At 64.4% G+C, this 24,148-nt stretch carries 28 protein-coding genes and 1 tRNA gene; 10 read left to right on the plus strand and 19 right to left on the minus strand.

The genetic code is table 11. The annotated features are described in order from the left end of the window. Nucleotides 1–105 precede the first annotated feature (105 nt). The 4 genes from AC5P9L_RS17295 (at nucleotide 106) to AC5P9L_RS17310 (ending at nucleotide 3,989) form a co-directional block, all read left to right on the plus strand. Complete coding sequence (locus AC5P9L_RS17295; protein WP_099524736.1) at nucleotides 106–486, plus strand: CopL family metal-binding regulatory protein; 381 nt, start codon at nucleotides 106–108, stop codon at nucleotides 484–486. 75 nt (nucleotides 487–561) lie between these two features. Then, a complete protein-coding gene (locus AC5P9L_RS17300) occupies nucleotides 562–2,373 on the plus strand; it encodes a copper resistance system multicopper oxidase (protein WP_227415653.1) in 1,812 nt (603 codons plus the stop codon). Continuing rightward, complete coding sequence (locus AC5P9L_RS17305; protein WP_279915611.1) at nucleotides 2,370–3,395, plus strand: copper resistance protein B; 1,026 nt, start codon at nucleotides 2,370–2,372, stop codon at nucleotides 3,393–3,395. Before AC5P9L_RS17300 ends, AC5P9L_RS17305 begins: the two co-directional genes overlap by 4 nt. An 81-nt stretch (nucleotides 3,396–3,476) precedes the next feature. Beyond that, nucleotides 3,477–3,989, plus strand: coding sequence for a GNAT family N-acetyltransferase (locus AC5P9L_RS17310; RefSeq protein WP_262094588.1), 513 nt, complete (start codon nucleotides 3,477–3,479; stop codon nucleotides 3,987–3,989). 73 nt (nucleotides 3,990–4,062) lie between these two features. On the opposite strand, the gene AC5P9L_RS17315 is transcribed toward AC5P9L_RS17310, so the two are convergent. Next, entirely contained in the window at nucleotides 4,063–4,371 is a 309-nt protein-coding gene (locus AC5P9L_RS17315) for a TFIIB-type zinc ribbon-containing protein (RefSeq protein WP_044570743.1), read from the minus strand. A gap of 149 nt (nucleotides 4,372–4,520) precedes the next feature. On the opposite strand from AC5P9L_RS17315, the gene AC5P9L_RS17320 reads away from it, so the two are divergent. Together AC5P9L_RS17320 and AC5P9L_RS17325 are read left to right on the plus strand one after the other, a co-directional pair. Next, on the plus strand, nucleotides 4,521–5,288 hold the full coding sequence (locus tag AC5P9L_RS17320) for a CPBP family glutamic-type intramembrane protease (protein WP_262094587.1): 768 nt from the start codon (nucleotides 4,521–4,523) through the stop codon (nucleotides 5,286–5,288). Between the two features lie 92 nt (nucleotides 5,289–5,380). Then, nucleotides 5,381–5,803: a response regulator gene (locus AC5P9L_RS17325; RefSeq protein ID WP_005414268.1), complete on the plus strand. Its 423-nt coding sequence runs from the start codon at nucleotides 5,381–5,383 to the stop codon at nucleotides 5,801–5,803. A 76-nt stretch (nucleotides 5,804–5,879) separates the two neighbouring features. On the opposite strand, the gene AC5P9L_RS17330 is transcribed toward AC5P9L_RS17325, so the two are convergent. Further along, nucleotides 5,880–6,818: an alpha/beta hydrolase gene (locus AC5P9L_RS17330; protein WP_262094586.1), complete on the minus strand. Its 939-nt coding sequence runs from the start codon at nucleotides 6,816–6,818 to the stop codon at nucleotides 5,880–5,882. Nucleotides 6,819–6,900: 82 nt separating this feature from the next. After that, complete coding sequence (locus AC5P9L_RS17335; protein WP_262094585.1) at nucleotides 6,901–7,752, minus strand: alpha/beta hydrolase; 852 nt, start codon at nucleotides 7,750–7,752, stop codon at nucleotides 6,901–6,903. A 756-nt stretch (nucleotides 7,753–8,508) separates the two neighbouring features. On the opposite strand from AC5P9L_RS17335, the gene AC5P9L_RS17340 reads away from it, so the two are divergent. Together AC5P9L_RS17340 and AC5P9L_RS17345 are read left to right on the plus strand one after the other, a co-directional pair. Continuing rightward, nucleotides 8,509–8,865, plus strand: coding sequence for a hypothetical protein (locus tag AC5P9L_RS17340; RefSeq protein ID WP_262094584.1), 357 nt, complete (start codon nucleotides 8,509–8,511; stop codon nucleotides 8,863–8,865). Between the two features lie 78 nt (nucleotides 8,866–8,943). Continuing rightward, on the plus strand, nucleotides 8,944–9,261 hold the full coding sequence (locus AC5P9L_RS17345) for a hypothetical protein (RefSeq protein WP_262094583.1): 318 nt from the start codon (nucleotides 8,944–8,946) through the stop codon (nucleotides 9,259–9,261). A gap of 992 nt (nucleotides 9,262–10,253) precedes the next feature. On the opposite strand, the gene AC5P9L_RS17350 is transcribed toward AC5P9L_RS17345, so the two are convergent. After that, a complete protein-coding gene (locus AC5P9L_RS17350) occupies nucleotides 10,254–11,309 on the minus strand; it encodes a DUF262 domain-containing protein (RefSeq protein ID WP_262094582.1) in 1,056 nt (351 codons plus the stop codon). A 182-nt stretch (nucleotides 11,310–11,491) separates the two neighbouring features. Next, nucleotides 11,492–11,836 carry a hypothetical protein gene (locus AC5P9L_RS17355; protein ID WP_262094580.1) on the minus strand — a complete coding sequence of 115 codons (345 nt, stop codon included), beginning with the start codon at nucleotides 11,834–11,836 and terminating at the stop codon, nucleotides 11,492–11,494. Nucleotides 11,837–11,986: 150 nt separating this feature from the next. Here AC5P9L_RS17355 and AC5P9L_RS17360 point away from each other — a divergent pair, with 150 nt between their 5' ends. Beyond that, nucleotides 11,987–12,796: a phage integrase central domain-containing protein gene (locus tag AC5P9L_RS17360; protein ID WP_414489178.1), complete on the plus strand. Its 810-nt coding sequence runs from the start codon at nucleotides 11,987–11,989 to the stop codon at nucleotides 12,794–12,796. 38 nt (nucleotides 12,797–12,834) lie between these two features. On the opposite strand, the gene AC5P9L_RS17365 is transcribed toward AC5P9L_RS17360, so the two are convergent. The 4 genes from AC5P9L_RS17365 to AC5P9L_RS17380 all read right to left on the minus strand — a co-directional run bounded on the left by AC5P9L_RS17365 (nucleotide 12,835) and on the right by AC5P9L_RS17380 (nucleotide 14,365). Continuing rightward, entirely contained in the window at nucleotides 12,835–13,236 is a 402-nt protein-coding gene (locus tag AC5P9L_RS17365) for a hypothetical protein (RefSeq protein WP_262094576.1), read from the minus strand. Beyond that, the gene (locus tag AC5P9L_RS17370; protein ID WP_262094574.1) at nucleotides 13,233–13,634 is read right to left on the minus strand and encodes a hypothetical protein; all 402 of its coding nucleotides are present in this window, start codon (nucleotides 13,632–13,634) and stop codon (nucleotides 13,233–13,235) included. Before AC5P9L_RS17370 ends, AC5P9L_RS17365 begins: the two co-directional genes overlap by 4 nt. Before the next feature lie 3 nt (nucleotides 13,635–13,637). Next, entirely contained in the window at nucleotides 13,638–14,018 is a 381-nt protein-coding gene (locus tag AC5P9L_RS17375) for a hypothetical protein (protein ID WP_262094572.1), read from the minus strand. Between the two features lie 271 nt (nucleotides 14,019–14,289). Further along, a tRNA-Lys gene (locus AC5P9L_RS17380) sits at nucleotides 14,290–14,365 on the minus strand. A gap of 179 nt (nucleotides 14,366–14,544) precedes the next feature. Here AC5P9L_RS17380 and AC5P9L_RS17385 point away from each other — a divergent pair. Further along, nucleotides 14,545–15,501: a DUF2268 domain-containing protein gene (locus AC5P9L_RS17385; RefSeq protein ID WP_262094570.1), complete on the plus strand. Its 957-nt coding sequence runs from the start codon at nucleotides 14,545–14,547 to the stop codon at nucleotides 15,499–15,501. A 187-nt stretch (nucleotides 15,502–15,688) separates the two neighbouring features. Here AC5P9L_RS17385 and queC read toward each other — a convergent pair whose 3' ends face one another. From queC to ruvB, 10 genes are all read right to left on the minus strand, one after another. Then, complete coding sequence (gene queC / locus AC5P9L_RS17390; RefSeq protein ID WP_005410745.1) at nucleotides 15,689–16,354, minus strand: 7-cyano-7-deazaguanine synthase QueC; 666 nt, start codon at nucleotides 16,352–16,354, stop codon at nucleotides 15,689–15,691. A gap of 78 nt (nucleotides 16,355–16,432) precedes the next feature. Further along, entirely contained in the window at nucleotides 16,433–17,134 is a 702-nt protein-coding gene (queE, locus tag AC5P9L_RS17395) for a 7-carboxy-7-deazaguanine synthase QueE (protein WP_099473404.1), read from the minus strand. Between the two features lie 139 nt (nucleotides 17,135–17,273). Beyond that, entirely contained in the window at nucleotides 17,274–18,092 is an 819-nt protein-coding gene (gene ybgF / locus AC5P9L_RS17400) for a tol-pal system protein YbgF (RefSeq protein WP_005414274.1), read from the minus strand. Nucleotides 18,093–18,095: 3 nt separating this feature from the next. Further along, on the minus strand, nucleotides 18,096–18,614 hold the full coding sequence (gene pal, locus AC5P9L_RS17405; RefSeq protein ID WP_005410748.1) for a peptidoglycan-associated lipoprotein Pal: 519 nt from the start codon (nucleotides 18,612–18,614) through the stop codon (nucleotides 18,096–18,098). A gap of 64 nt (nucleotides 18,615–18,678) precedes the next feature. Beyond that, a complete protein-coding gene (gene tolB / locus AC5P9L_RS17410; protein ID WP_005410749.1) occupies nucleotides 18,679–19,998 on the minus strand; it encodes a Tol-Pal system beta propeller repeat protein TolB in 1,320 nt (439 codons plus the stop codon). Between the two features lie 283 nt (nucleotides 19,999–20,281). Next, nucleotides 20,282–21,337 carry a cell envelope integrity protein TolA gene (gene tolA, locus AC5P9L_RS17415; protein WP_005410750.1) on the minus strand — a complete coding sequence of 352 codons (1,056 nt, stop codon included), beginning with the start codon at nucleotides 21,335–21,337 and terminating at the stop codon, nucleotides 20,282–20,284. Further along, on the minus strand, nucleotides 21,327–21,755 hold the full coding sequence (gene tolR, locus AC5P9L_RS17420; RefSeq protein ID WP_005410751.1) for a protein TolR: 429 nt from the start codon (nucleotides 21,753–21,755) through the stop codon (nucleotides 21,327–21,329). Before tolR ends, tolA begins: the two co-directional genes overlap by 11 nt. Before the next feature lie 24 nt (nucleotides 21,756–21,779). Then, complete coding sequence (gene tolQ / locus AC5P9L_RS17425; RefSeq protein ID WP_005410752.1) at nucleotides 21,780–22,559, minus strand: protein TolQ; 780 nt, start codon at nucleotides 22,557–22,559, stop codon at nucleotides 21,780–21,782. Between the two features lie 10 nt (nucleotides 22,560–22,569). Further along, entirely contained in the window at nucleotides 22,570–23,001 is a 432-nt protein-coding gene (gene ybgC, locus AC5P9L_RS17430; protein ID WP_062605806.1) for a tol-pal system-associated acyl-CoA thioesterase, read from the minus strand. Beyond that, complete coding sequence (gene ruvB / locus AC5P9L_RS17435) at nucleotides 22,991–24,031, minus strand: Holliday junction branch migration DNA helicase RuvB (RefSeq protein WP_005410754.1); 1,041 nt, start codon at nucleotides 24,029–24,031, stop codon at nucleotides 22,991–22,993. The genes ybgC and ruvB overlap by 11 nt, the downstream gene beginning before the upstream one ends. Between the last annotated feature and the right edge of the window lie 117 nt (nucleotides 24,032–24,148).

Below are 24,148 nucleotides of genomic sequence, written 5' to 3' on the forward strand. Positions count from 1 at the left end.
GAAGCAGCCGAGCGCGGGTTCGGCTCTACATTGGTGCCGGTCCAACCTTGAACCGGCCATTCAGCCGGAAGTGCATCCACGGCCGCTTGCGGCTAGATTAGCGCCATGTCCCTCGCCTCGACCCTGCTCCGTGTCGTGCTCATGCTCAGCCTGCTGCTCAACGGGCTGAACGCGGCCATGGCCAGCGGTCACGAGGAAATGGGCCGGATGGCCCACGCGGCAGCCGCCCTTGAAGGCGGCAATGCCGACTGCCACCACCACGCCGCCATGCACGCCGATCAGGCCCCGCAGGCCAAGGCCCCCGCCCACGACGCCCACTGCCAGATCAAGGACTGCGTGCGCAGCTGCGCCCAGCACCCGCTGCTGGTGGTGCAGGCGTTGCCGTTCATGGCCGGCCCGGCGTTGTCGCTGGCACCGCAGCCGATGCCGGCCACCGGCCGCCCGTCGCCGCCGCTGCCGCCGATCTCACGCCCTCCCATCGGCTGATTCCACACGCACTGTGCGCCCTGCGCACCGGAGCCGGCGGCCTGCCGGCGTCTTTCCGTGTCTGGAGTCTCCACCATGAATACCCGCAATCCCCCCGGTCCGGGCGCTGTGCCCATGCCGTCGCGCCGCCTGTTCGTGCAGGGCCTGGCCGCCGGTGGCGTGGTCGCCGGCATCGCCGCTGTCGGCGTGCCGCAGCGCGCGCTCGCCGCCGCCACTGCCGCCCCACGGTTGGCCGGTGCCCCTGCCGTGCTCAGCGATACCCGCATCGAACTGGCCATCGGCGAATCGCTGGCCAATTTCACCGGCCGCACCCGCCCGGCGATCACCGTCAACGGCTCGTTGCCGGCCCCGATCCTGCGCTGGCGCGAAGGCCAGACCGTGGACCTGTTCGTGCGCAACACGCTGGAACGCCACCCGACCTCCATCCACTGGCACGGCATCCTGCTGCCGGCCAACATGGACGGCGTGCCGGGCCTGAGCTTCAACGGCATCGGCCCCGGCGAGACCTACCACTACCACTTCCAGCTGAAGCAGTCGGGCACCTACTGGTACCACAGCCACTCGATGTTCCAGGAACAGGCCGGCCTGTACGGCGCGCTGATCATCGACCCGGCCGAACCGGCGCCGTACCACCACGACCGCGAGCACGTGATCATGCTGTCGGACTGGACCGACATGGATCCGGGCGCGCTGTTCCGGCGCATGAAGAAGCTGGCCGAGCACGACAACTACTACAAGCGCACCGTGCCCGACTTCCTGCGCGACGCGAAACGCGACGGTTGGTCCGCGGCGCTGTCCGACCGTGGCATGTGGGGCCGGATGCGGATGACGCCCACCGATATCTCCGATATCAACGCGCATACCTACACCTACCTGATGAACGGCACCGCCCCAGCCGGCAACTGGACCGGGCTGTTCCGCAGCGGCGAGAAGGTGCTGCTGCGTTTCATCAACGGCGCCTCGATGACCTACTTCGATGTGCGCATCCCCGGCCTGAAGATGACCGTGGTGGCCGCCGACGGCCAGTACATCCATCCGGTCAGCATCGACGAATTCCGCATCGCGCCGGCCGAGACCTACGACGTGCTGGTCGAACCCACCGGCCAGGACGCCTTCACCATCTTCTGCCAGGACATGGGCCGCACCGGCTACGCCGCCGGCACGCTGGCGGTGCGCCACGGGCTGCAGGCCCCGATTCCCGCGCGCGACCCACGCCCGTTGCTGACGATGAGCGACATGGGGCACGACATGGGCAGTGGTGGCCATGGTGGCCACGACATGGCCGCGATGAAGGGCATGGAGGGTGGCTGCGGCGCCAGCATGGGCCACGGTGCGCACGGCGGTGGCGATGCTGCCGGCAAGGCACCGAAGCATCCGGCCAGCGAGCGCAACAACCCGCTGGTGGACATGCAGAGCTCGGCCACCGAACCGAAGCTGGACGACCCCGGCATTGGTCTGCGCGACAACGGCCGCCAGGTGCTGACCTACGGCGCGATGCGCAGCCTGTTCGAAGACCCGGATGGCCGCGAGCCGAGCCGCGAGATCGAGCTGCACCTGACCGGCCACATGGAGAAGTTCTCCTGGTCGTTCGATGGCGTCCCGTTCGCCAGCGCCGAGCCGCTGCGGCTGAACTACGGCGAGCGCATGCGCATCGTGCTGGTCAACGACACCATGATGCAGCACCCGATCCACCTGCACGGCGTGTGGAGCGATCTGGAAAACGCGCAAGGTGAGTTCCAGGTCCGCAAGCACACCATCGACATGCCGCCGGGCACCCGCCGCAGCTATCGCGTGCGCGCCGATGCACTCGGCCGCTGGGCCTACCACTGCCATCTGCTGTACCACATGGAAGCGGGCATGATGCGCGAAGTGAGGATCGAAGAATGAGCCGTTCACTGCTTTCCCCCAGCCTGCTGGCCCTGGGCCTCGCCGCCGCGTTGCCGGTGTTCGCGCAGTCGCACGCCGGCCATGACATGGGCGCGATGAACGCGCCTGCGAAGAGCGCGAAGACCCCGGCCGAACCGGTCGATCACTCAAAGATGGATCATTCGGAGATGGACATGGGTGCGGCGGATCAGGCCGGCATGGACCACTCCATGATGGACCACTCGAAGATGGACCATGGCTCGATGCAGCCAGCGGCGATGGACCATTCGCAGATGGACCACGGGGCGATGGGCCATGGCACGCCTGCACCCACCGAACCGCGCGAACCGATCCCGGTCCCGACCGATGCCGACCGCGCTGCCGCCTTCCCGCCGATCGCGCATGGCGCGATGGAACACGCGCCGGAGATCAACAGCCTGCTGCTGATCGACCGGCTTGAGCATTGGGATGGCAAGAGCAGCAACGGCCAAGCATGGGAAGCCACCGGCTGGATCGGCGGCAACATCAACCGCCTGTGGCTGCGCACCGATGGCGAACGCAGCCGCGGCCGCACCGAATCGTCGTCACTGGAAGCACTGTATGGCCGCAGCGTGTCGCCGTGGTGGGACGTGCTGGTCGGCGTGCGCCAGGACTTCCGCCCGTCCGACTCGCGCACATGGGCGGCCATCGGCATCCAGGGTCTGGCGCCGTACAAGTTCGAAAGCTCGGCCACGCTGTACATGGGCTCCGGCGGCCAGGTGCTGGCCAAGGCCGAGGTCGAGTACGACGTGCTGCTGACCAACCGATTGATCCTGCAGCCGCTGCTGGAAGCTACCGTTGCGGCCAAGGACGAGCAGGAGTACGGCATCGGCCGTGGCCTGAACAAGGTAGAGGCCGGCCTGCGCCTGCGCTACGAGTTCAGCCGTCGCTTCGCGCCCTACATCGGCATCAGTCACGAACGCAGTTTTGGCGACACCGCCGACTATGCCGGTGACCACGCGCGCGACACGCGCTGGGTGGCCGGCGTGCGCATGTGGTTCTGAGCAGCGGATCGTGAGCAATGGCCAGCCCCGGCAGCCGCCGGGGCCGGCTACACTGCGCCACGTTCCAATGCAGGCACCGCCATGTCGTTGCAGATCCGCCGCGCCACCCTTGCCGATGTCGATGCGCTGTCGGCGATCGCCATCGCCACGTACAACGAAACCTGGGGCGATTCCTATCCGCCGCAGGAGCTGCACGATTTCCTGCAGGCGCACTACAGCAGCGAACCGCAGCGCATCGAACTGTCCGACCCACGCAGTGCCATCTGGCTGTTGCTGGACGGTGACGCCGTGGTCGGCTACCTGGCCGCGGGTGCCAACACCTTGCCGCACACGGATGCATGCGAAGGTGACATCGAACTGAAGCGGTTCTACATCCTGGCCGGACACCAGAACGGCGGACATGGTGCACGCATGATGGACGCGTTCATGGCGTGGCTGGACCAGCCGCAGCGCCGCACCCTGTGGGTAGGCGTGTGGGAAGAGAATTTCGGCGCGCAGCGCTTCTACGCGCGCTATGGCTGCAGCAAGGTTGGCGAGTACGACTTCATCGTGGGCGATACCCACGACCGCGAGTTCATCCTGCGTCGGCCGTGATCACGCGCCCCATGTAGAGTCAAGCTTGCTCGACTGTTAGCGCCAAACGTCGAGCATGGCTCGACGCTACAAACTAGAAATCGAACAACTCCGACAGGAAGCTGTCCTTCTTCTTTTTCTTGTAGCCGTGTCCCCGGTTGTCCTCGTAGCGCTGGCCGAGGTGGCGGGTATCACGGTGCGTCACCGGTGGCGGCGCGGACGCCGGCTGAGCCTGCACGGGCGCTGGCGGAGGTACTGCAGCACCGGCGCCTGCACGTTCGATGATCTTGTCCAGCTCGCCACGATCCAGCCACACACCGCGGCAACTCGGGCAGTAATCAATCTCGATGCCATGGCGTTCGGCCATCTGCAGCGTCTGGGTCTTGCACACGGGGCACAGCATCGGCATTGCTCCTGTCGGTCTGGTTTCGACTGTACCTGCACCGCGATGACTGTGCGGCAACGCGTGACCGATGGCACAGGGACTTCCGGCGGGTGTCCACATGCATACCGCGTGGCACGCTGCGTCCTTGTTCCGCAGGGAATGCGTACATGACCGTGTTGTCCCGCCTGCCCACCACCGCACGCCTGTTGCTGGTGCTGCTGGGTGTCGGCCTTGGCCTGAACCTGCGCGATATCGCCACGGCCATCGGCACACCGATTCCCGCACTGCCCATCCCCTATGGCGGCAGCCTGTTGGACAACGCGCTGGCGGTACTGGTGGCACTGCTGCTGGCCGCGCTGCTGCGGCGCCGTGGCATGAGCCTGCTGGCCAGCCTCGGGCTGCGCACAAACGGCTGGAGCGGTCCAATGTGGGTGTTGCTGGCCAGCCTGCCCTGCTGGCTCGGCCTGGCGCTGCTCGGCACGCCGAACACCGCGCTGACCGTCTTGGATGCCACGATGCTGGCGGTGCTGTTCCCGCTGGCCGAGGAAGTGCTCTTCCGCGGCTTGGGCTTCGTGCTGCTGGTGAAGATCGTGCGCGGCCCCTGGCCATGGCTTGCACTGCCGCAGGCGCTGTTGTTCGGCATGGTGCACTGGCTCGGCTTCGGCGGGTTCGACGGTGGCGGCATCGCGCTGTTCGTCGGCGCGGTGATCGCCCTGGGCGGCTTCATCTTCGCCTGGCTCGACCACCTTGACGGCAACACGCTCTGGTGCGGCCTGGTCCTGCATGTTTCGATGAACCTGGCCTGGAATGTGTTCAGCCTCGATGACGCCCTCGCATTGGGCTGGCAGGCCACCAGCCTGCGCATCGGCACCGCCCTGCTCGCGGTCGCGGTGCTGGCCTGGCACGTGCGGCTTCGGCGCCAAAGAAGCCTGTAACGCCCGCTTAGCTTGCCGTGCACGTCGGGATCACTACCGGCTTGCGCATACTTGCGCGCCTTTTCACCGTTGCTGTCCGGAGTTGTCGCGTCATGTTGCTGTCCAAGCGCCACGTTGAACCCCGCGTCCTGCTCATCGAGGACGCCGAGGAAACCCGCGAACTGAGCCGGCTGGCGCTGGAAAGCCAGGCCTGCCACGTAGTGGGCGTGAGCTCTGCCGAAGCGGCGCTGGGCCTGCTGGCCGCCGGTGAGCGTTTCGACCTGCTGTTCACCGACGTGAATCTGGGCGCGATCAGTGGCATTGAAGCCGCCAACCGGGTCCGTGGCCTGTATCCCCAGCTGCCGATCCTGGTGACGTCGGGCATGGACCAGCACCAGGTGCTGCCGCAGCTGCGCGACGGCATCCATTTCCTGCCCAAGCCGTACAACATGAGCGAACTGCTCGACGCCATCCGGCTGTGCTTCCGGCACGCCGATGTGGGCGTATTGACCGGGCCGGATGCACAGGCGGCCTGAGGCATTCATCCACGCATGGCGTGGATCTACTGCAATGGCCCTGTAGATCCACGCCATGCGTGGATGGCGCCCATCATCAACCGCTGCTGTACGGTCCGGTACCCGGGAACACCTTCAGCAGTGCGCGGGTGATCATGTCCGGGTAGACGGTGAAGTGATCCTCGTCATCGATCACCATGTTCTCCACCTTCAACGATCGCCCGCTGCTGCGCAGCTGCTCGGCGAATTCGGCGTTGTGGCGCAGCATGTCGTTGCGGGTGAAGTAGCGCGGTTCGGGCTTGACCGTTTCAAAGCTGCCCACCGACAGCACCACCGTGGTCGGCTGCGCCGGCGCCTTGGCTTCGGCCTGCATGCGCGGCACCCGATGGTCGTCGAACCACAGCGATGGGCTGGACAGGATGTAGGTGCGGAACATGTCCGGGCGCGTGGTCAGCACATAGGCGCCGAACAGGCCACCATAGGAATGACCCGCATAGGCACGCCGCGCCGGATCGGTGCGGTAGCGCGCATCGATCATCGGCAGTACCTGCCCAGCGAGGAAATCGCGGTAGTGCGCCGCGCCGCCGTAGCTGACGTCATCGCTGTAATCACGCGGATCGGTACGCGCCGGGTCGCTGGGCGTGTAATCGCGCGAGCGGCTCTGCTTGGAGGTCAGGCCTTCCTGCGGCGGCAGCCCGACCAGGATGAAATCCTCGATGTTGACGCCCTTCTGCCCGACCATGTTGCGCACGCTGCGCACCAGCGGGAAGCTGTACAGCGCATCGGTCACGTACAGCACCGGGTAGTGCTTTTCCGGATGCGCCGCATAGTCGGCCGGCAGCGCCACCCAGACCGGATAGTCGCGGCCGACCGGGTCGTGCACGCGCAGCGCTTCGGTGTCCAGCAGCACCACACCCGGCGTGGCACTCGGCGCACTGTCCTTCGCTTCACTCTGCACTGCGGGCGGCGCGACCGACATCGCACAGCCACTCACGGCCAGGCAGGCCGCCACACTCCATCCACGCACACGCTGCATCCACACGCTCCCGTTGCGGGCGGCGCACCCGATGGCGCCGCTGCCGCATCGTTGCATGGTGTGCAGGCGGGTACCAGTGCGGTCAGGGCGAGGCCGGCGGCGGCGCCGGGAACAGCGTGCGCAGCGCCTGCAATGCGGCCGGGTGATAGATGGTGGCGTGGGTTTCCTCCGGCAACGGCAGGTACTTCACCAGCGGCGACGGCGACGCCTGTTGCAGCAGCGTGGCCAACTGCGCGGCGGACGCAGCCAGCTCTGGCTGCCCACTGCTGGCCAGGAACACGCGCGGCTGCGCACGCGTCACCGCCGGCAGCTGCTTGGCCGCGCCGGCCAGCATTGCGCCACGGTTCCACCACAGGCTGGGGTCCAGCGCGATGTAGCTGTTGAACAGCGTCGGCTCCTGCAGCAGCGTCTCGACCACGAACAGGCCAGCCAGCGACTCGCCGATCAACGCGCGTTCGTCGGTAGTCGGGTAGCGCTGGCGCACCTGCGGCATCAGTTCATCGCGCAGGAAGGTACGGTAGGCCGCCGAGCCGCCGATGCGCGGCGCGATCTTCTGGTCCTGCGGGTCCTTGCTGGGGCCGGTCATGTCGCGGCGGCGCTCGGTGTTCTCGATGCCAACCAGCAGGAACGGACGCATGCTGCCGTTGCCGCTGAGCACCTGCACCAGCCCGGCCAAATGCAGGAAATCCTCGCCGATGCCGCCGTCGGGCATGTAGAGCACCGGTAGCGGTGCCTTCGGGTCCAGCCCCCACGGCTGCGGGCGGTAGACGTTGATACGACGGGTCTCGCCCAGCGCCTTCGACTCGATGGTGAAGGTCTCGCCGATGACCAGCGGCGTGGCGGCGGCGGCCTGTGCAGTCGGTGCAGGTTCGGCCGCCATCAAGGGGGCGGCGGAGATGGCGGACAACAACAGCGACAGCATGATCAAGCGCATGGGAAAACCCATCCTGGGAAAGAGGCCGAGCATAGCGCCCTGCCGCAGGCATTGGCGGCTTCGGCATGCTCAACACCCCTGCCAGATGCGTAGATCCACGCCGTGCGTGGAGGGATCACTGTAGATCCGAGCCCACGCTCGGCTAGGCCTTGGCGCAAACCGCAGCCGGGCATGGCTCGGCTCTACACCGCGTCGCCCCGGCTCAGACGCCAACGCCTCGGTCGTCGCAGATGCACCGATTTTCGAGGGTACGACTCGCAGGCCGTGCCACCACTGCAGGCGAAAATCACGCCCACTTTCCACGCGACACATCACCGCATGATCGCCGCCAGCAGCTGTTCTCGACAACTTCCAACGCGATAAACCGGACGTAAGCATCAACACGTCGCGTGCTGTCGCTTGCTGCATCAGATGTGCCTGCGCCACCATCGTCGCACGCCTGGATTCCGCATTTCTCTTCGGAGAATCCTCATTGAAATCCAAGCTCGTGCGTAAACACCATGCAGCGCCACCGACAACGGGTGGCACCGGGCCCGCAATCCCGAAGTGACTATCAAGCACGTTGTTTGCGCTCGCCCGTCGGCACTGTCTTTGGATGGTGCCGACGGGTGATCCGTCGGCCTTCATGGCGGTCGGTGCGTGGGGGTCTTCTGGCCCGCCGGTCAATTGCTTGATGTCACTCCGGATTGCAGCCACGCATCGCCCTCCACCCGCCCTGCGCGGTGGCATTCCCACTCCAGAGCCGAGGAAGCCGAGATGACCGACCGTCCGCCCTATGCTTCATACGCCGCCAGCACCAACGATGACGACGACAACCCTTCGCCCGAACTGAGCACGTTTCTGGGCTGCCTCAAACGCATCCGCGCGGGCGAAGTCGTTGATGGCCTGCCCTGGCCTGAAACCAGCGTTTCCGCAGGGCGCGGGGCTGCCCTATCGCGGGTGGAACGGTCCGCCATCGGCATGCTGACCGTGGCGGAAATGCTGCACGCGGCTGACCGCTGCCGAGCAATGGCAACGCCGGAACGCCATCTGGATGAGGACGTGGTCGAGGGGCTGTTCTTCGCCGTCCACGGGCTGGCGGAGCTGGAGTGCCGGGATGTGCGGCCGGAGTAGATACACCCGTGCCACGAACCGGCCCATACTGGGGCCGGACCGCCCCCGAGTGCCATCAAAACCTACAAGGAGGTTTGCATGTTGAATGTCGTGATCGTTGCCGCGCTGGCTGCTGGCCCCGCTGCATCCGTACCGTACGCCGATTGCCTGCTCAGCAACATTCAGCCCGGCCTGTCCGATCGCGCTGTGCAGCTCGTGCAGCAGGCCTGCGCCGCGAAGCATCCCGACAGTTTCCTTGCCTCGCTGGATCTGGAGCGCACCTACAGCGTCCAGCGGCAGGCGCGGTTCGATGCGGATCGTGCCGCGGCGGAGCGGGCCGCCAACGCCGCAGCCTCTGCCGCACAGGCAGCAGCGGAACGCGAGGCGGCGCGAGCACAGGGTGCCAAGGCCAAGTAGGGGTTGGCGCAAGCAACAAAAAAGGCACCGCTTGGCGGTGTCTTTCTGAATGACCTGGGTCATTGATGCAATGGTGGGCCGTGAAGGATTCGAACCTTCGACCAAAATACTAAAAGTCCGCCCATCCTTGCTTACAAATCAATTACTTGCCCCCAGATATTTTACGGAGGACTGCCTCTCTTCGCCGCGAATCTCGTCTTGGTCCCGAGCCATTTTACGGAGGCCAAACGACGCAAAACGCACCTGGGCGCATACGGCCCTCAAGCTTGTTGGCGCTGGCTTCCGCTCGTCGCGACTGCGTATACAGGCTCACGTCAACGGCTTTGCAGTTTAAATTTCAATAACTTACATTTCTTGCCACCCGACCCGCCATCTTCGGAGTAAGGAACCCGCTACAACATGGCGGCGTCTGCCATCAGACGAAGCTCCCGTATCCAAGCCCTCAAGATTGTTTCGCCTCCGGCGCCGAGCTCGTTGAGGTTGAAGACAGAAGGAACGGAAAGAGTGGGAAAGAAGCCAGTACCCATCGCTTTAGCCACAGTGTCTCTGGTCCGGTGCGCGTAGTAGTTCCGCACTTTTCTCATCGCCTCTGCTGGCGAGTTGGATGATGAAAGAGCAGCCACAACTGAGGTGCGATTCCTGATATCGATTCTTTGGGCAGCATCAATGGCATCCCTCGCTGAGTGCCATTTTGGTTCTTGTGGCAGACGGGGACGTCGAAAACTCGCGAAGTACTTTGCCAGTGCTTCGGCCTCATTGGTTACGCCCACTGCTGCCGGCACCCTCGCGCCACCCAGCGTCCGGCATCCACAGGCAGAGCGCAGGACAATATTTCTGCAGCATCGCGCCCACGAATCATGTAGCCGAACGATGGCCATCTCGCACGCCAACTGAGAGGCTCGATCGATGCCAGAAGCTGCGGCTCTTTCGTACTCTCGCGCAAGCCATTCCGTTTCCAGCTTGAATGATCGAATAAAAGTAGTCGCCATGACTCAAATCAAAGCATTCCCAAGAGCCTTGACGAACATAGGGAACCTCACCTTTCTGGACGAGATTCGCTGAGTCGAAGAAGCCGACGCAAGGTGGAATGCCTCATATAGCCCCGGGTAATTATCCCCCTCAATGTATGCACCCAACATTTGAATATTGGTACGTACTACATCGAGATTTTCGAGCGGCTCAACTGGTGCAGCGGGCATTTGACCAACGTCGCCGTCCGGAATACCCCAGCGAACGTGAGCCAGGGCTGCGAACAGCATCAGGAAATGCGGAGCGCGCATCACGGGGCTCCCAACAAGGAAATCCGCGAGATGAGCGACAAAGTAGGATATTACGTCATCCAGCTTAGCTACAAGGTTATCGTTTACCAGAGCGTCACTATCGTACTTCTTGTACAACAAATCGATCTTTGGTTGACCGCCATCTCGCACACCCTCAAGAAGGATGCCGAACATTTCTGCCATCAGCGAATCATCCAGCATCCGAACACGATCTCGGACTGAAATAACCCCATACCGCTCCCATAGAACGGACCATCTATGAGATGCGTCACGCACCGCCCACTTGAACTCGCCCTGGAAATAGGCATGCCTTTTCTCAGCAGGATTAAGTGCAACGCTGTAAGAATTTAAGCGAGCAAAGACTTCAAGGACCGCCTCATCATCAGCGTTGACCAGCTGATCCACTGCGATTGAGTACCCGAGGAACTTCTCTTTATCAACGTCGCTCAGGTCCGAGTACTTCAGGCCGGCATACTCACCAGCACGTTTCGACAACGCGAACTTGTCATTAGCGAAATCGAGTATCGCTCTAAGTCTCTGCTGACCATCAACGACTTCACGGATGGAGTTTCGTGTTGCCACATCGATCCGGGTCCGCAGGAAGACCTTCGGGATTGGGAGCTGCCGCAGCACCGTGTCGATCAAGAATGATTTGGCAGGGGGCGTCCAGACGGAACCCCGTTGAAAGTTGGGATTTAGCTCCAACCTTCGCTGTTCGTGCCACTCGATAAAGTCGGCTACGCGATACTGTTCAAGAACTGATGGCATGACTGAAATCCCTTCGAGCAGGCCCCGATTGTAGTAGAGCCGTAGCGTTTTGCCACAGCACCCTAGGTCTGCGATTTCGCTTATATGGCTTGCGTGCTGTGCACTGAGGTCAAGTCAGGACGCCGGAGGAGAGCCTCTACCCCTGCAAAGGACAGCCACCGTGGGGCGGGAACCTTCTCCACTCACCAACCGCACAGATCGCGTAGGCCTGCCCTTACCCACGCCTTGCGTGCGTCCCGTGGACGGGGTTTCGCCTCCGATGGCGGCTTACGTGGCTCCAGCGCTGCCTTGATGCGCTCCACCTCCTTCGCTCCGGCCTCGGCCAGACGCCGTGCCTGTTGCTGCTGCTCACGGGTCGGCGGCGGGCCGGGCAATGACGGCAGCGGCTGGATCGGGGTGCTGTCGGTCAGGAGTGCGACGGCCTGGCGCAGAGGCAGGTCGGGATACAGCCGAGCCGCGCACCAGCGTTCCGCGCAGCGCTTCGCCTGCCGTACGTTGGCCGCGCGCACCTCCTTCACCTGCCACATCTTCTGGCCTTCCAGGCGAGAATACTGGCACTGTGGAGTGGGTGTGCGCCCAGTACCACGACAGCGCAAAGTTCAAGGGCCTTGCAGCAGGAACCTGTGACGACTACGAGTCGGCGCGGAACGTACTCATCAACTATCCCAAACCTTGGGGTGCTATTCGGAAAGCTCCAGGTTGCGAAGCTGCGCAACCACAATTTCCAGCGCTTGATCGATAAGATCGAGTCAGCAGGCACGCCCACCAAAGCAAACAAGGTGCTGCGCTACTCGCGCTTGATGTTCCGTTGGGCGCTCAACCGGGGAATCGTTGACCGCAATCCTGCGCAGGGGCTGGAACAGGCGAAGGAGCGTAAGCGCCAGCGTCTTCCTACTGATGCAGCATATGCAAAGTTGCTGGCATTCGCCCGTGAGCGCTCCATGCGAACGGCTAGGACCGAGGGATCGGTGCCGGCGTATCTATGGATGATCATGGAACTCGGCTACCTCTGCAGACTGAGGGGCATTGAGACGCTAACGCTTACCGAGGCACAAGGCACCACCGAGGGGCTGCACACCAATCGCCGCAAGCGCAGCCGCGACAATCTGGTGGAATGGACACTACGGCTACGGGGCGCATGGGATGCCGCGATCGCGCGCCGTGAAGCCATCATTGAGCGCCACAGCCTTCCGGTGCACATGCGGGCCGACCAACGTCACCTGTTCCTCGCTGAGCACGGCGAACCTCTGCAGAAGACCAGCCTGGACAGCACCTGGCAGCGCTTCATCCAGCTCGCAATCGCCTCCGAGGTGATCGTGGCCAAGGAACGCTTCAGCCTGCACGACCTCAAGCGAAAGGGCGACACCGACACGGTCGGCAATCGCGCCGAGCGCCAAGATGCACTCGGCGTTACCGACGCGATGATGAAGGTCTATGACAAGAGTGTCCCGCGCGTTCGCCCTGCAGGTCTAACAGACAAGAGCTAAGCCATGCTTGTTAGAAGCGCGCATTGAGAGAGACCTAACTACGACAAACTCTCTTCGCGCCGTGCGACATCAAACCATGTTTTAAAGGCAGCACTTCCCACCATTATTTCTACGTCGTGACGTCCGAATCCCAAAGTGGGAAAAGTCTTCAGCCTCACGTTTACAACGTTCACGTCATCATGAAAGGCGGCTTTGCCCAGCTCGAAGGGCGCGTATCCATCATCCTTAAGCCGCACATGCACTTGAATTGGAAGCAAGCCAGCCTTACCGGAAAACTGGAAGTACAAGTTTAGGGAATTGAACTCATGCTTGCCACCAGTTTCAGAGTCCAAAAATATCACGTTGTCGGGCCAAACACCGATCATTGTGCAACGCCCATCCACCTCACGGCGCACCTCTTCGCAAACGACTAACGCGTTAAGCCTGATGTCTGCGGTCATCGAGGAGTAGCCTCAAAGTTGGAAAAGGACGAGTGACGACTTGAGGAATGTGGATCGGGAAAGTTCAAGAATGCACAAATTTTGCCTTGGACATCTCTTCGCCACGCTTCCACTTCTATCGCCTTAAAAATAATCACCTGGGCGGAAGACCCATGATTAGAAGCAAGGTCAACGAGCTCAAATTCGAATGAAACTTCTCTTTCTGAATGATGTTCACCAACTTTGAGAAGCCGTTCGAGAGAAAGAACCCCACCTATAGCCAGGACACCCCCAGCGAAAAGCACTACCGGAATATGCACCGCATACTCTGAAGCGGCGACCTTGGACAAGGCAAACCCAGTTGAGAGTACAGCCGCTGTACCCCATACAAATACTATGAACTTCTTTAGCTTATTCATATCTCACCATCCAAAGATCAGGGCTGGCCGTCGCCAGCCAATTTCAGACACGACCGAAAGCAACAGTAGCGCTGCCACGATCCAGTAGAGCGTGAAATCCTTGGATGCAAGGGCTGCGGTCGAGATGAGCAGGAGGCCGAAATAGCAAAGGCGGACCACGTTCAGTCGGCGGTCCTGGCTATCGCACATGTCCACCAGCCCTCCCCCGTACATCTCCTTCTTCTGAGCCCAACTAGTCACCAATGCCCACATTACGGTGGCCGTCAAGATACTGAACAAGCGAACCGCCCATTCGGCTGGTTGAACTACCTTCTCGGGATCAATCCTTGCTGCGATATACCATGCAAGAACTGCACCCAAAAACACGCCGAGGAAAGGCGCCATGTGTTGTATGGCACCTTTGCTTTTGTAGTCATTGATGGTAGGCACTGACGTCCACTGTCTACTGGGTGCGATGTAACGCGGATCATACCTGCTTCTGCAAGCCGGATCATAGCCAGCCTGTAAACAGGTGCACATCCAGAACAGCTGTAATTGCTAAAGCTGCCATGCCATCCCCGCAAGGTGCGGGGGCAAAGATTGACCGGAATTACGGAGAGAATTACGGACGTGACGAAAAAAGCGCCACAAGGGCGCTTTAAGTCGTTGATTGCATTGGTGGGCCGTGAAGGATTCGAACCTTCGACCAAAAGATTAAAAGTCTTCTGCTCTACCGACTGAGCTAACGGCCCATTGCACTACCCCAGCCTTTCGGCGGGGTGGGCATTCTACCCTACTTTGGCCGATCGCGTGAAACCCCGGTGTGTCGAGGTTGCCGGCCAGCGGCCGGCACTACCTCGATCTGGGCCGCGGGCTTAAACCTTCCGGGCCAACGTCGCATCTCAACTGTGATCCCATCGCGGAATTCCGGATGCGCCTGCCCTTCAGCCTGATTGCCGCCCTGCTGCTGCCCTGCGCAGCCCTGGCTGCCCCGTCCCAGGTCGTCACCGACGACATCGCCCGCTTCTGGGCCACCTACGATGCGGTGCGCGCCGAACCCGACGCCGAGCGCCAAGTGGCGCTGGTCCAGCAGCGCTACATCGATCCGGGCAGCCCTGGACTGCATGCGCTGATGCAGGTGCGCAACTACACCGCCCGCGAATACGCCGAGGCCATGAACGCGTGGCCGCGCTTCTGGACCTCGGTGCGACCGCTCACCGCCAACGCACAGCAGGCCAGCGCCACACTGGAACGGGACCTGGCCGCCTTCCGCACGCTCTACCCCGCCCTGCGCCCGGCCACCATCACCTATGCCGTGGGCGTGCTGCGTACTGGCGGGACCACGCTGGGTGACAAGGTACTGATCGGTGCGGAGATGGCGCTGGGCGATGAGCGCGTGGACGTGAGCGAGCTGCCGGCGAACATGCGCGACCGCCTGCGAATCTTCTACGACAGCCGGCCGGGCGCGAACAACGCGCAGAACAACCTGCACGAGTACGTGCATACCCAGCAGCGCGAGACTACCGGCAGCCTGGCGCAGTACGCGGTGCGCGAGGGCGTGGCGGAGTATGTGGCCGAACGGCTGAGCGGGCGTCGGCCGGCGTTGCCGCTGTACAGCTACGGGCCCGCGCACGAAGCGGAAATCCGCACGCGTTTCGTCGCTGAAATGGACGGCGGGGATCTGGACAACTGGCTGTACAACAGCGCCCGTAATCCGTTCGGGGTGGGTGATGTGGGGTACTACGCCGGCTACCGTATCGCGCAGGAGTACATGCGCCAGCAGAAGGATGAGAAGGCTGGGATCGCGCGGATGATCGAGCTGGATTATGCCGATCCGGGGGCGGTGCGGATGTTTATTGAAGCGTCGGGGTGGCTGCGGCAGCGGTAGCGCCGGGCCATGCCTGGCGGGTCAGGGAGTGCGAACCAACGGTTCGCACCCACCAGAGTCAGACCTACCCGGCGGGTCGGGGAGTGCGAACCAAGGTTCGCACCCACCGAGGAGCAGTTCGCACCCACCATCTGGAAATTCACACCCATCAGGGAAGCCGGCCAGCGGCCGGCACTACCAAGGGCGATCAGGCGTATAGCGTCGGGTCGGGCACGCCGGCTTCGGCGAAGCCCTGCGCGCGCAGGCGGCAGGCATCACAGTGGCCGCAGGCGGCGCCGTTGGCGTCGGCGTTGTAGCAGGACACGGTCAGGCCGAAGTCCACGCCCAGGCGCACGCCTTCGCTGACGATCTGGCCCTTGCTGAGGAACTGCAGCGGCGCGTGTACCTTGATGCCCGCACCTTCCACGCCCGACTTGGTGGCCAGGTTGGCCAGCGCCTGGAACGCGGCCACGAACTCGGGGCGGCAGTCCGGGTAGCCGGAATAATCCACCGCGTTGACGCCGCAGAAGATGTCGTTGGCGCCGAGCACTTCGGCCCAGCCGAGGGCCAGCGACAGCATGATGGTGTTGCGCGCCGGTACGTAGGTGACCGGAATGCCGGCACCGCCGGCCTCGGGCACGTCGATGTCATCGGTGAGCGCCGAGCCACCGATGCTGCGCAGGTCCACGTCCACGGTCTTGTGCGCGACCACGCCCTGGGCCTTGGCCACGCGGGCGGCGGCATCCAGTTCGGAGGTATGGCGCTGGCCATAGCGCACGCTCAGGGCATGCACGGCAAAGCCCTGTTCCTGGGCCATGGCGATGACGGCGGCTGAATCCATGCCGCCGGAGAGAAGCACGACTGCCTTCTTCATGGGTAAAACATCCGGTTGGGAGGGGAAAGCCAGCACGCTGTCCCGCGCCGGAGCTACATCAGGGAACGCCGCGCGGGCTCATCGGCCCGGCTCGTCGTTCCACAGGATTTTATGCAACTGCATCTGGAAGCGCACCGCCAGGCGGTCTTCGACGATCCAGTCGGCCAGCTGCCGCGCGGTGATCTCGCCCTTGCTGGGCGAGAAGAACACGGTGCAGCGCTTCACCAGCTCGTGCTCGGCGACCAGGGCCTTGGCCCAGTCGTAGTCCTCGCGGCTGCAGATGACGAACTTGATCTGGTCGCGTGCGGTCAGCAGCGGCAGGTTTTCCCAGCGGTTGCGCGCCACTTCGGCCGACCCCGGGGTCTTGATGTCGACCACGCGCGATACACGCGGGTCCACCGCGCTGACGTCCAGCGCGCCGGAGGTTTCCAGCGAGACGTCCATGCCGGCGTCGCACAGCTTCTGCAGCAGCACCAGGCAGCGTTTCTGCGCCAGCGGCTCGCCGCCGGTCACGCAGACGTGGCGCACGCCCTGGGCCAGCACCTCGGCCACGATGTCGTCGATGTCCCACCAGGTGCCGCCGTGGAAGGCATAGGCCGTATCGCAGTACTGGCAGCGCAGCGGGCAGCCGGTCAGGCGCACGAACACGGTCGGCCAGCCGGCGGTATCGGCTTCGCCCTGCAGCGAGGTGAAGATCTCGGTGATCTTCAGGCGCGGCAGCGGCGACTGCACGATGTCGCTGGGGGTAGCGACGGCGTTGGACGGGGTAACGGCGGTCATGGCAAACAATTCTTCATGGGACGGGCGACCGATTTATCGGCGCCGGAAACGAAAGCAGCCGAGCATGGGCTCGGCTCTACAGGAGGCTGCCGGAAATCAGCCCGGCGCCAGGGTACGCATTGTACGCCCGGTCAGCGGATCAACGGATCTGCTTGCCGAGGCGGATGGACTGCAGCCGATCCTGGGCGGTGCGCGCGGCGTCCGAGCCCGGGTACTGCGCCACGACGCTCTCCAGCGTCTGCTGGGCCTGGTCGACCTTGCCCTCGCCATACTGCGAGAGGCCAACCTTGAGCAGGCCGCCAGCGGCCTTGTCGTGGGTCGGATAGCGCGCGAGCAGTTCACGGAACTGGGTCTCGGCCATCGGGAAATTGCGGGTGGCGTAGTAGCTCTCGCCCAACCAGTACAGCGCGTTCGGCGCGTAGACGCCGTTCGGATACAGCTGCAGGAAGCTCAGGAAAAGCTGTGCCGAATCATCGTACTTGCCGGCCTTCAGCGAATCGAAGGCGACGTTGTAGGAGGTGCGCTCGTCGCCGGTGGCGGCAAGGCTGCCAGCATCACCATGGACGGAAGGCGGCCGCTCGGAAGTGGCCGCCGCTGCGGGTTTTGCCGGGGCCGGTGCGGCCTTCGGCGCGCTCGCCGGAACGGGCGGCAGGGCCGGGGCGGCATTGCCCCCTTCCAACCGGTTCAGGCGGCTGTCCAGATCCAGGTACTGGTCCTGGGCGGACTGCTTGAGCTGGGCGTTGTCGTGCTGCAACTGCTCGATCGAGGCCTGCAGGCTGGTGACCTGCTGCCGCAGCTGGTTGATCTGGTTCAACAGGTCCTGGTTGGCACTGTTGTTGTACATCTGCTGCTCGAGCGCGCCGACACGGTCAGCCAGGCTCTGTCGCTGTGCATGCGCCGGTGCGGCAGCCACGAGGGCTGCCGCAACGACCAGCATCAGTTTGATGCCAATGCGCATGGATTACTGCGCGGTGTAGACGATTTCGACGCGACGGTTCTGCGACCAGCAGGACTCGTTCGACTCGGTGCAGACCGGACGCTCTTCACCGTAGGAAACGACGGTCAGCTGCGAAGCCGAGCCACCGTTGGCCTGCAGGGCCGAGTTGACGCCGTTGCCACGACGCTCACCCAGGGCCTGGTTGTACGCGCGCGAACCGCGCTCGTCGGTGTGGCCCTGCAGGGTGATGCGCGAGGACGGACGGTCACGCAGGTACTTGGCGTGGCACGCCATGATGGCCTGGAATTCCGGCTTCACGTCTTCCTTGTCCAGGTCGAAGTAGACAACGCGCTGGCGCAGGCAAGCGTCGGTATCCAGGTCGCCCGGGCCGTACAGGCCCGAGGTCGACGGACCGGTCGGGGTGGTGGTCGAGGTGCCGGTGTCGACCGGGGCTGCCGGCTCTTCCTTCACCTTCTTCGAGCAGCCGGCCAGGACGGCCACAGACAGCAGGGAAACAAGCAGAACGCGGGTGGACTTGTTCATGGCGATACCTTTGTGGCTCCTAGGCCGATGAGGGGTTCAAGACAACGAAAATATTAACACTCTTTTAGCGCTGGGTACGGTATGGGGACCATGCCGGCTCGCGCACATCACCATCGGCCAGGACCAGGCGCTGGCGAACCCGCGCATCGGCCGAGACGGCATACAACACACCACGGCCACCTTCGCGGGCGGCGTACAACACCATGCTCGCGTTGGGCGCAAAGCTCGGCGATTCATCCAGCGAGCCCGGGGACAGCGTGCTCCAGCGCGGCGAACCCAGCGAGCTGTCCATCACCGCGATCTTGTAGCTGTTGCCCGAGCCCTGGGCGACGGCGATCTTCTTGCCGTCGTAGGACACCGAGGGCTTGGCATTGTAGTTGCCCTGGAAGGTCACGCGCTCGGCGCTGCCGCCGCCCGCGCCGACCTTGTAGACCTGCGGACGGCCGCCGCGGTCGGAGGTGAAGTACACCGCGCTGCCGTCCGGCGCCCAGGTCGGCTCGGTATCGATGGCGAAGTGGTTGGTCAGCTGGGTCAGCTGCTTGCTGCCCAGGTCCATCACGTAGATTTCCGGGTTGCCCGAACGCGACAGGGTCAGGGCCAGCTTGCGGCCGTCCGGCGAGAACGCCGGGGCGCTGTTGATGCCGCGGAAGCTGGTGACGAGCTCACGCGCGCCGGTACCGATGTTCTGGATGTAGATGGCCGAATTGCCACGCTCGAAGCTGACGTAGGCCAGCTTGCTGCCATCCGGGCTCCACGACGGCGACAGCAGCGGCTCGGCCGAACGCACGATGGTCTGCGGATTGAAGCCATCGGAGTCGGCCACCATCAGCGCGTAGCGCATGGCGTCGCCCTTGCCGCTGGCGGTCACGTAGGCGATGCGGGTCCAGAAGGCGCCGCGCACACCGGTGATCTTTTCGTAGATGGCGTCGGCCATCTGGTGGGCAACGTCGCGCATGGCGTTGCCACGGGCGGTCATCGCCAGGCCCAGCAGGCGCTCGCCCTTGGGTACGTCGAACAGTTCGTACTCGACGCGGTAGGCGCCGGCACCGGCGTCGAGCACGCGGCCGACCACGATGTAGTTCTGCTTCAGCGCGCGCCAGGTGGCGAACTGGATGTCGCCGCCGCGCACCGGCTTCTCGACGATCTGCGCTTCGGGCAGCGTACGGAACTGGCCCGAACGCTCCAGGTCGGCACGGACCACGCCGGCGACGTCGGTCTGCGGTGCAGCCGACGACCCCTGGTAAGGCATCGGCACGATGGTGATCGGCAGCGCGGAAGCATTGCCGCCGATGATGTCGATATCCAGCCCCTTCTGCTGCGCGACGGCAGCAAAGGGCAGCAACAGGGCCGCAAACACGGCAAGCCAGCGAGGCATCTTTTTCATGGAGCGCTCAATAGGGGGAAACCGGAACGAGGGATAACAAAGCGGCAGTGAACCGCTTCGCAATCATGAACCAAGGGTACGTGAATTCCGGGTCAGTTCCAGCCCGTCCTCTCACGCACCGTTAACGTCGTGGCTAACATCGCGCCCATGTGCCCCGTCACGCCGCCCTGCGGGGCGGTGTCCGACAGCAGCCCACAGCCTGCCCGGCCGAGACCTGGCCTGCCAGAGGCAAGCGCGACATCCGTGGACGCGGGCAGCGGAGAGCCACCCTGCCCTGCCCGCCTCAGCGATCCTGGGCGGTGAAGGTGAAGTTGAGCGTGCGTGCGAACACCGACTCGAAGCCGCGGTACGGCAGCGGCTGCGCGTTGAGCACGGCGGCCTCGATCGAGCGCTTGCCGGCCTCGTCGTACGGGCAGTTCGGGCTGACCTTGGCCTGCATCACCGTACCACCCGGAATCTGGGTGATGGTGATCTGGCAGCGCTGGCCCAACGGCACCGTATCCGGGCGCACCCACTGCGACAGCACCTTGGCCTGGATGGCGGCTGCGTACTTGGCCGAAAGGTCGTCGCTGTTGCCACCGCCACCGGCGGCCGGCTGCGAGGCACCACTGGAACCGGCAGCGGCACTGCCGGCGGCATTGCGCGCGGCGGCCACCTGGCGCAGCTTCTGCTCGGCCAGCTTGGCTTCCTTCTCGGCCTGCTCGCGGCGGGCACGGATCTCGGCGATCTTCTTCTGCTTCTCGGCCTCGGCCTTGTCAGCGGCCACGCGCTCCTGCTCGGCCTGCTTCTTCTTCTCGTCCGCTTCCTGCTGCTTGGCCAGGCGCAGCTTCTGCTCGGCTTCTTCCTGGCGCTTGCGTTCGGTCAGGTCGATCTGTTCCTGTCGGCGCTTGGCTTCCTGTTCCTGCTTGGCCTTCTCCTGGGAGATGGCCAGCGCACTCACCGCTTCCTGGTCCTTGGTATCCGGCTGCGCGACACGCTCCTGCGCCTGTTGCTGCTGCGGCGTGGGCGCGTCCTGCGGGCGCGGTTCCGGGATCGGCTGCGGCGGCGGAATGGTGTCTTCCGGCACCGGGATGGGCTCGGCCACCGGCGGCGGCAGGTCTTCCAGCTTTTCCGACTGGCGCAGGGCCTGGCGCGCAGCGGAAGCCTCCGACGCGGACAGCGCCAGGCTGGCCTCGACCGACGGATCACCGGCGGCGGCGTCGGTGTTGCGCTCGGGCGACCAGAACCAGGCCACGATGAAGACCAGCGCGACCAGCAGGTGCACCAGCAACGCCAATGCCAGGGGCAGGCCCCAGCCGGGTTCGCGCTGATGCGGGGGTGGCAGGGCGTCAGCGTGCATCGGTGGCCAGGCCTACCTTGTCTACCTTGGCGCGCTTGATCACATCCATCGCGGCGATGACCTTTTCATAGGCCACGGCACGGTCGGCGGCGACGATCACGCGCACGCCCTTGTCCTGGGCGGCGATGCCGGCCAGGCGGCCTTCCAGTTCCTCGGCCGACACGGCGGTCGGTTCCTTGGCATCGGGCAGCTTCAGGCTGAGCTGGCCGTCCTGCCGCACCGAGACGATCACCGGGTCCTGCTTGCTCTCCAGCGCCTTGGCGTTGGACTGCGGCAGGTCGACGTCGAAGCTCAGGGTGAGCAGCGGCGCGGTGACCATGAAGATGATCAGCAGCACCAGCATGACGTCGATGTAGGGAACGACGTTGATTTCCGATTTCAGCTTGCGGCGCTTGCGGCGACCGATGGCAGCGGACATGGCTTGGACTCCCGGGTCAGGCGCTTACTCGTCGCCAGCGCTCTGGCGCTGCAGGATGGAGCTGAACTCTTCGGCAAAGGTCTCGAACCGCACCGACATGCGCTCAACGCGCGTGGTGAAGCGGTTGTAGGCCCACACCGCCGGGATCGCCACGAACAGGCCGATGGCGGTAGCGAACAGTGCCTCGGAGATGCCCGGCGCGACGGCGGCGATGCCAGCCTGCGCACCACTGCTGATCATGTCGTGCATGGTCACCATGATGCCGAACACGGTGCCGACCAGGCCCACGTACGGCGCGGTCGAACCGATGTTGGCCAGCAGTTCCAGGTTGCGCTCGAGCTGGTCCACTTCGCGGGTATAGGTGGTGCGCATCGCACGCTGCGCGCCTTCCAGCTGGGCGCGGCCATCCAGGCGGCGCTTGTCACGCAGGCGGGTGTATTCGCGGAACCCTGCTTCGAAGATGGCTTCCAGGCCGGTCACGCTGCGGCTGCGGTCGGTGGCCGCGCTGTACAGCTTGCCCAGGTCCGCGCCGGACCAGAAGCGGTTCTCGAACTCGTCGGCTTCGCGGGTGGCCTGCTTGAACACGCGGGCCTTGCGGAAAATGATCACCCAGCTGACGAACGAGCCGACCAGCAGCAGCAGCACGATGATCTTCACCGGCAGGCTGGCCTTGGCCATCAGTTCGAGGTAGTTGATGCCGCCGCCGGTGGTGGCCTGGGCAAGGGTCTGTGTCGCGGCGTTGCTGACGTCGGCCGGCAGTGCCTCGGTGACCGTGGCCTGCAGGGCCAGGAGCGTTGCGATCATCCGTTGTTCCTCAGTGTTCGGATTCGGGGTGGAGGTGGGGTTGCAGCACGGCAAGGACGGCCTCGTCCATGCCACGCGGGCGGAAACTGGCCGCGTCCAGTGCGGCGATGCGGACCTGGGCCGACAGCAGCAATTCGCCGTCGCGCAGGATCTGCTGGTCGAAGACCATGCTGGCCTTCTTCAGCTGGACCAGGCGGGCGCTCACCTGCAGGGTGTCATCCAGCCGTGCCGGCCTGATGAAATCCATCTGCATCGAGCGCACCGCGAAGACCATCCCGTGCTCGGCGCGCATGCGCTCCTGGCCGTAGCCGAGCGAACGCATCCATTCGGTCCGGGCCCGTTCCATGAAGGCCACGTAGCGGGCGTGGTAGACCACGCCGCCAGCGTCGGTATCTTCCCAGTAAATGCGTGTCGGCCAACTGAATAGTGGCTCAACCGACATCGGGAACCTCCGCGAACAGGTCCTGCGGCGGGTTCTTCGGCTTCAGACCCATGTGCCGGTAGGCCTTGTGGGTGGCCATGCGGCCACGCGCGGTACGCACCAGGAAGCCCTGCTGGATCAGGTACGGCTCGACCACGTCTTCCAGCGTGCCACGCTCTTCGGACAGCGCCGCGGCCAGCGATTCGATGCCGACCGGGCCACCATCGAAGTAGTCGACCATGGTCTTGAGCAGGCGCCGGTCAAGCTCATCGAAGCCTTCCGGGTCGACCTTGAGCATCTTCATCGCGGCCTGGGCCACGGGCTCGTCGATGTGGCCACCGGCCTTGACCTGCGCATAGTCGCGTACGCGTCGCAGCAGGCGGTTGGCGATACGCGGGGTACCACGCGCGCGGCGCGCGATCTCCCCTGCCCCATCGGCGGTGCAGTCGATGCCGAGGATGCTGGCGGAGCGGCGCACGATACGGGTCAGTTCCTCGACGCTGTAGAACTCCAGGCGCTGGACGATGCCGAAGCGGTCGCGCAGCGGCGCGGTCAGCAGGCCGGCGCGGGTGGTGGCGCCGATCAGGGTGAACGGCGGCAGGTCGATCTTGATCGAGCGGGCGGCGGGGCCCTCGCCGATCATGATGTCGATCTGGAAATCTTCCATCGCCGGGTACAGCACTTCCTCGACCACCGGCGACAGGCGATGGATCTCGTCGATGAACAGCACGTCGTGCGGCTGCAGGTTGGTCAGCAGCGCAGCCAGGTCGCCGGCCTTTTCGATCACCGGGCCGGAGGTCACGCGCAGGGCCACGCCCAGTTCGTTGGCGATGACATGGCTGAGGGTGGTCTTGCCCAGGCCCGGCGGCCCGAAGATCAGTACGTGGTCGAGCGCGTCGCCACGCCCCTTGGCCGCCTGGATGTAGATTTCCATCTGCTCGCGCACCGGCACCTGGCCGAGGTAGTCGGCAAGGCGCTTGGGGCGGATGCTGGCGTCGGCGGCGTCATCCTCGCGGGTGGCGCCGGCGCCGATGATGCGGTCGTCGGTCATGTGCTGATTATGCGGCAAAAGTGCGGGTTTCGGCCGGGCTGCGCCCGGCACCCGCAGAGGCAACGGCAACGGCAACATCCAGAGCAACAGCCGAAGCGGGCTTTCTGGGGAATGGCG

Source organism: Stenotrophomonas sp. YJH_SMC_64 (assembly GCF_059371375.1).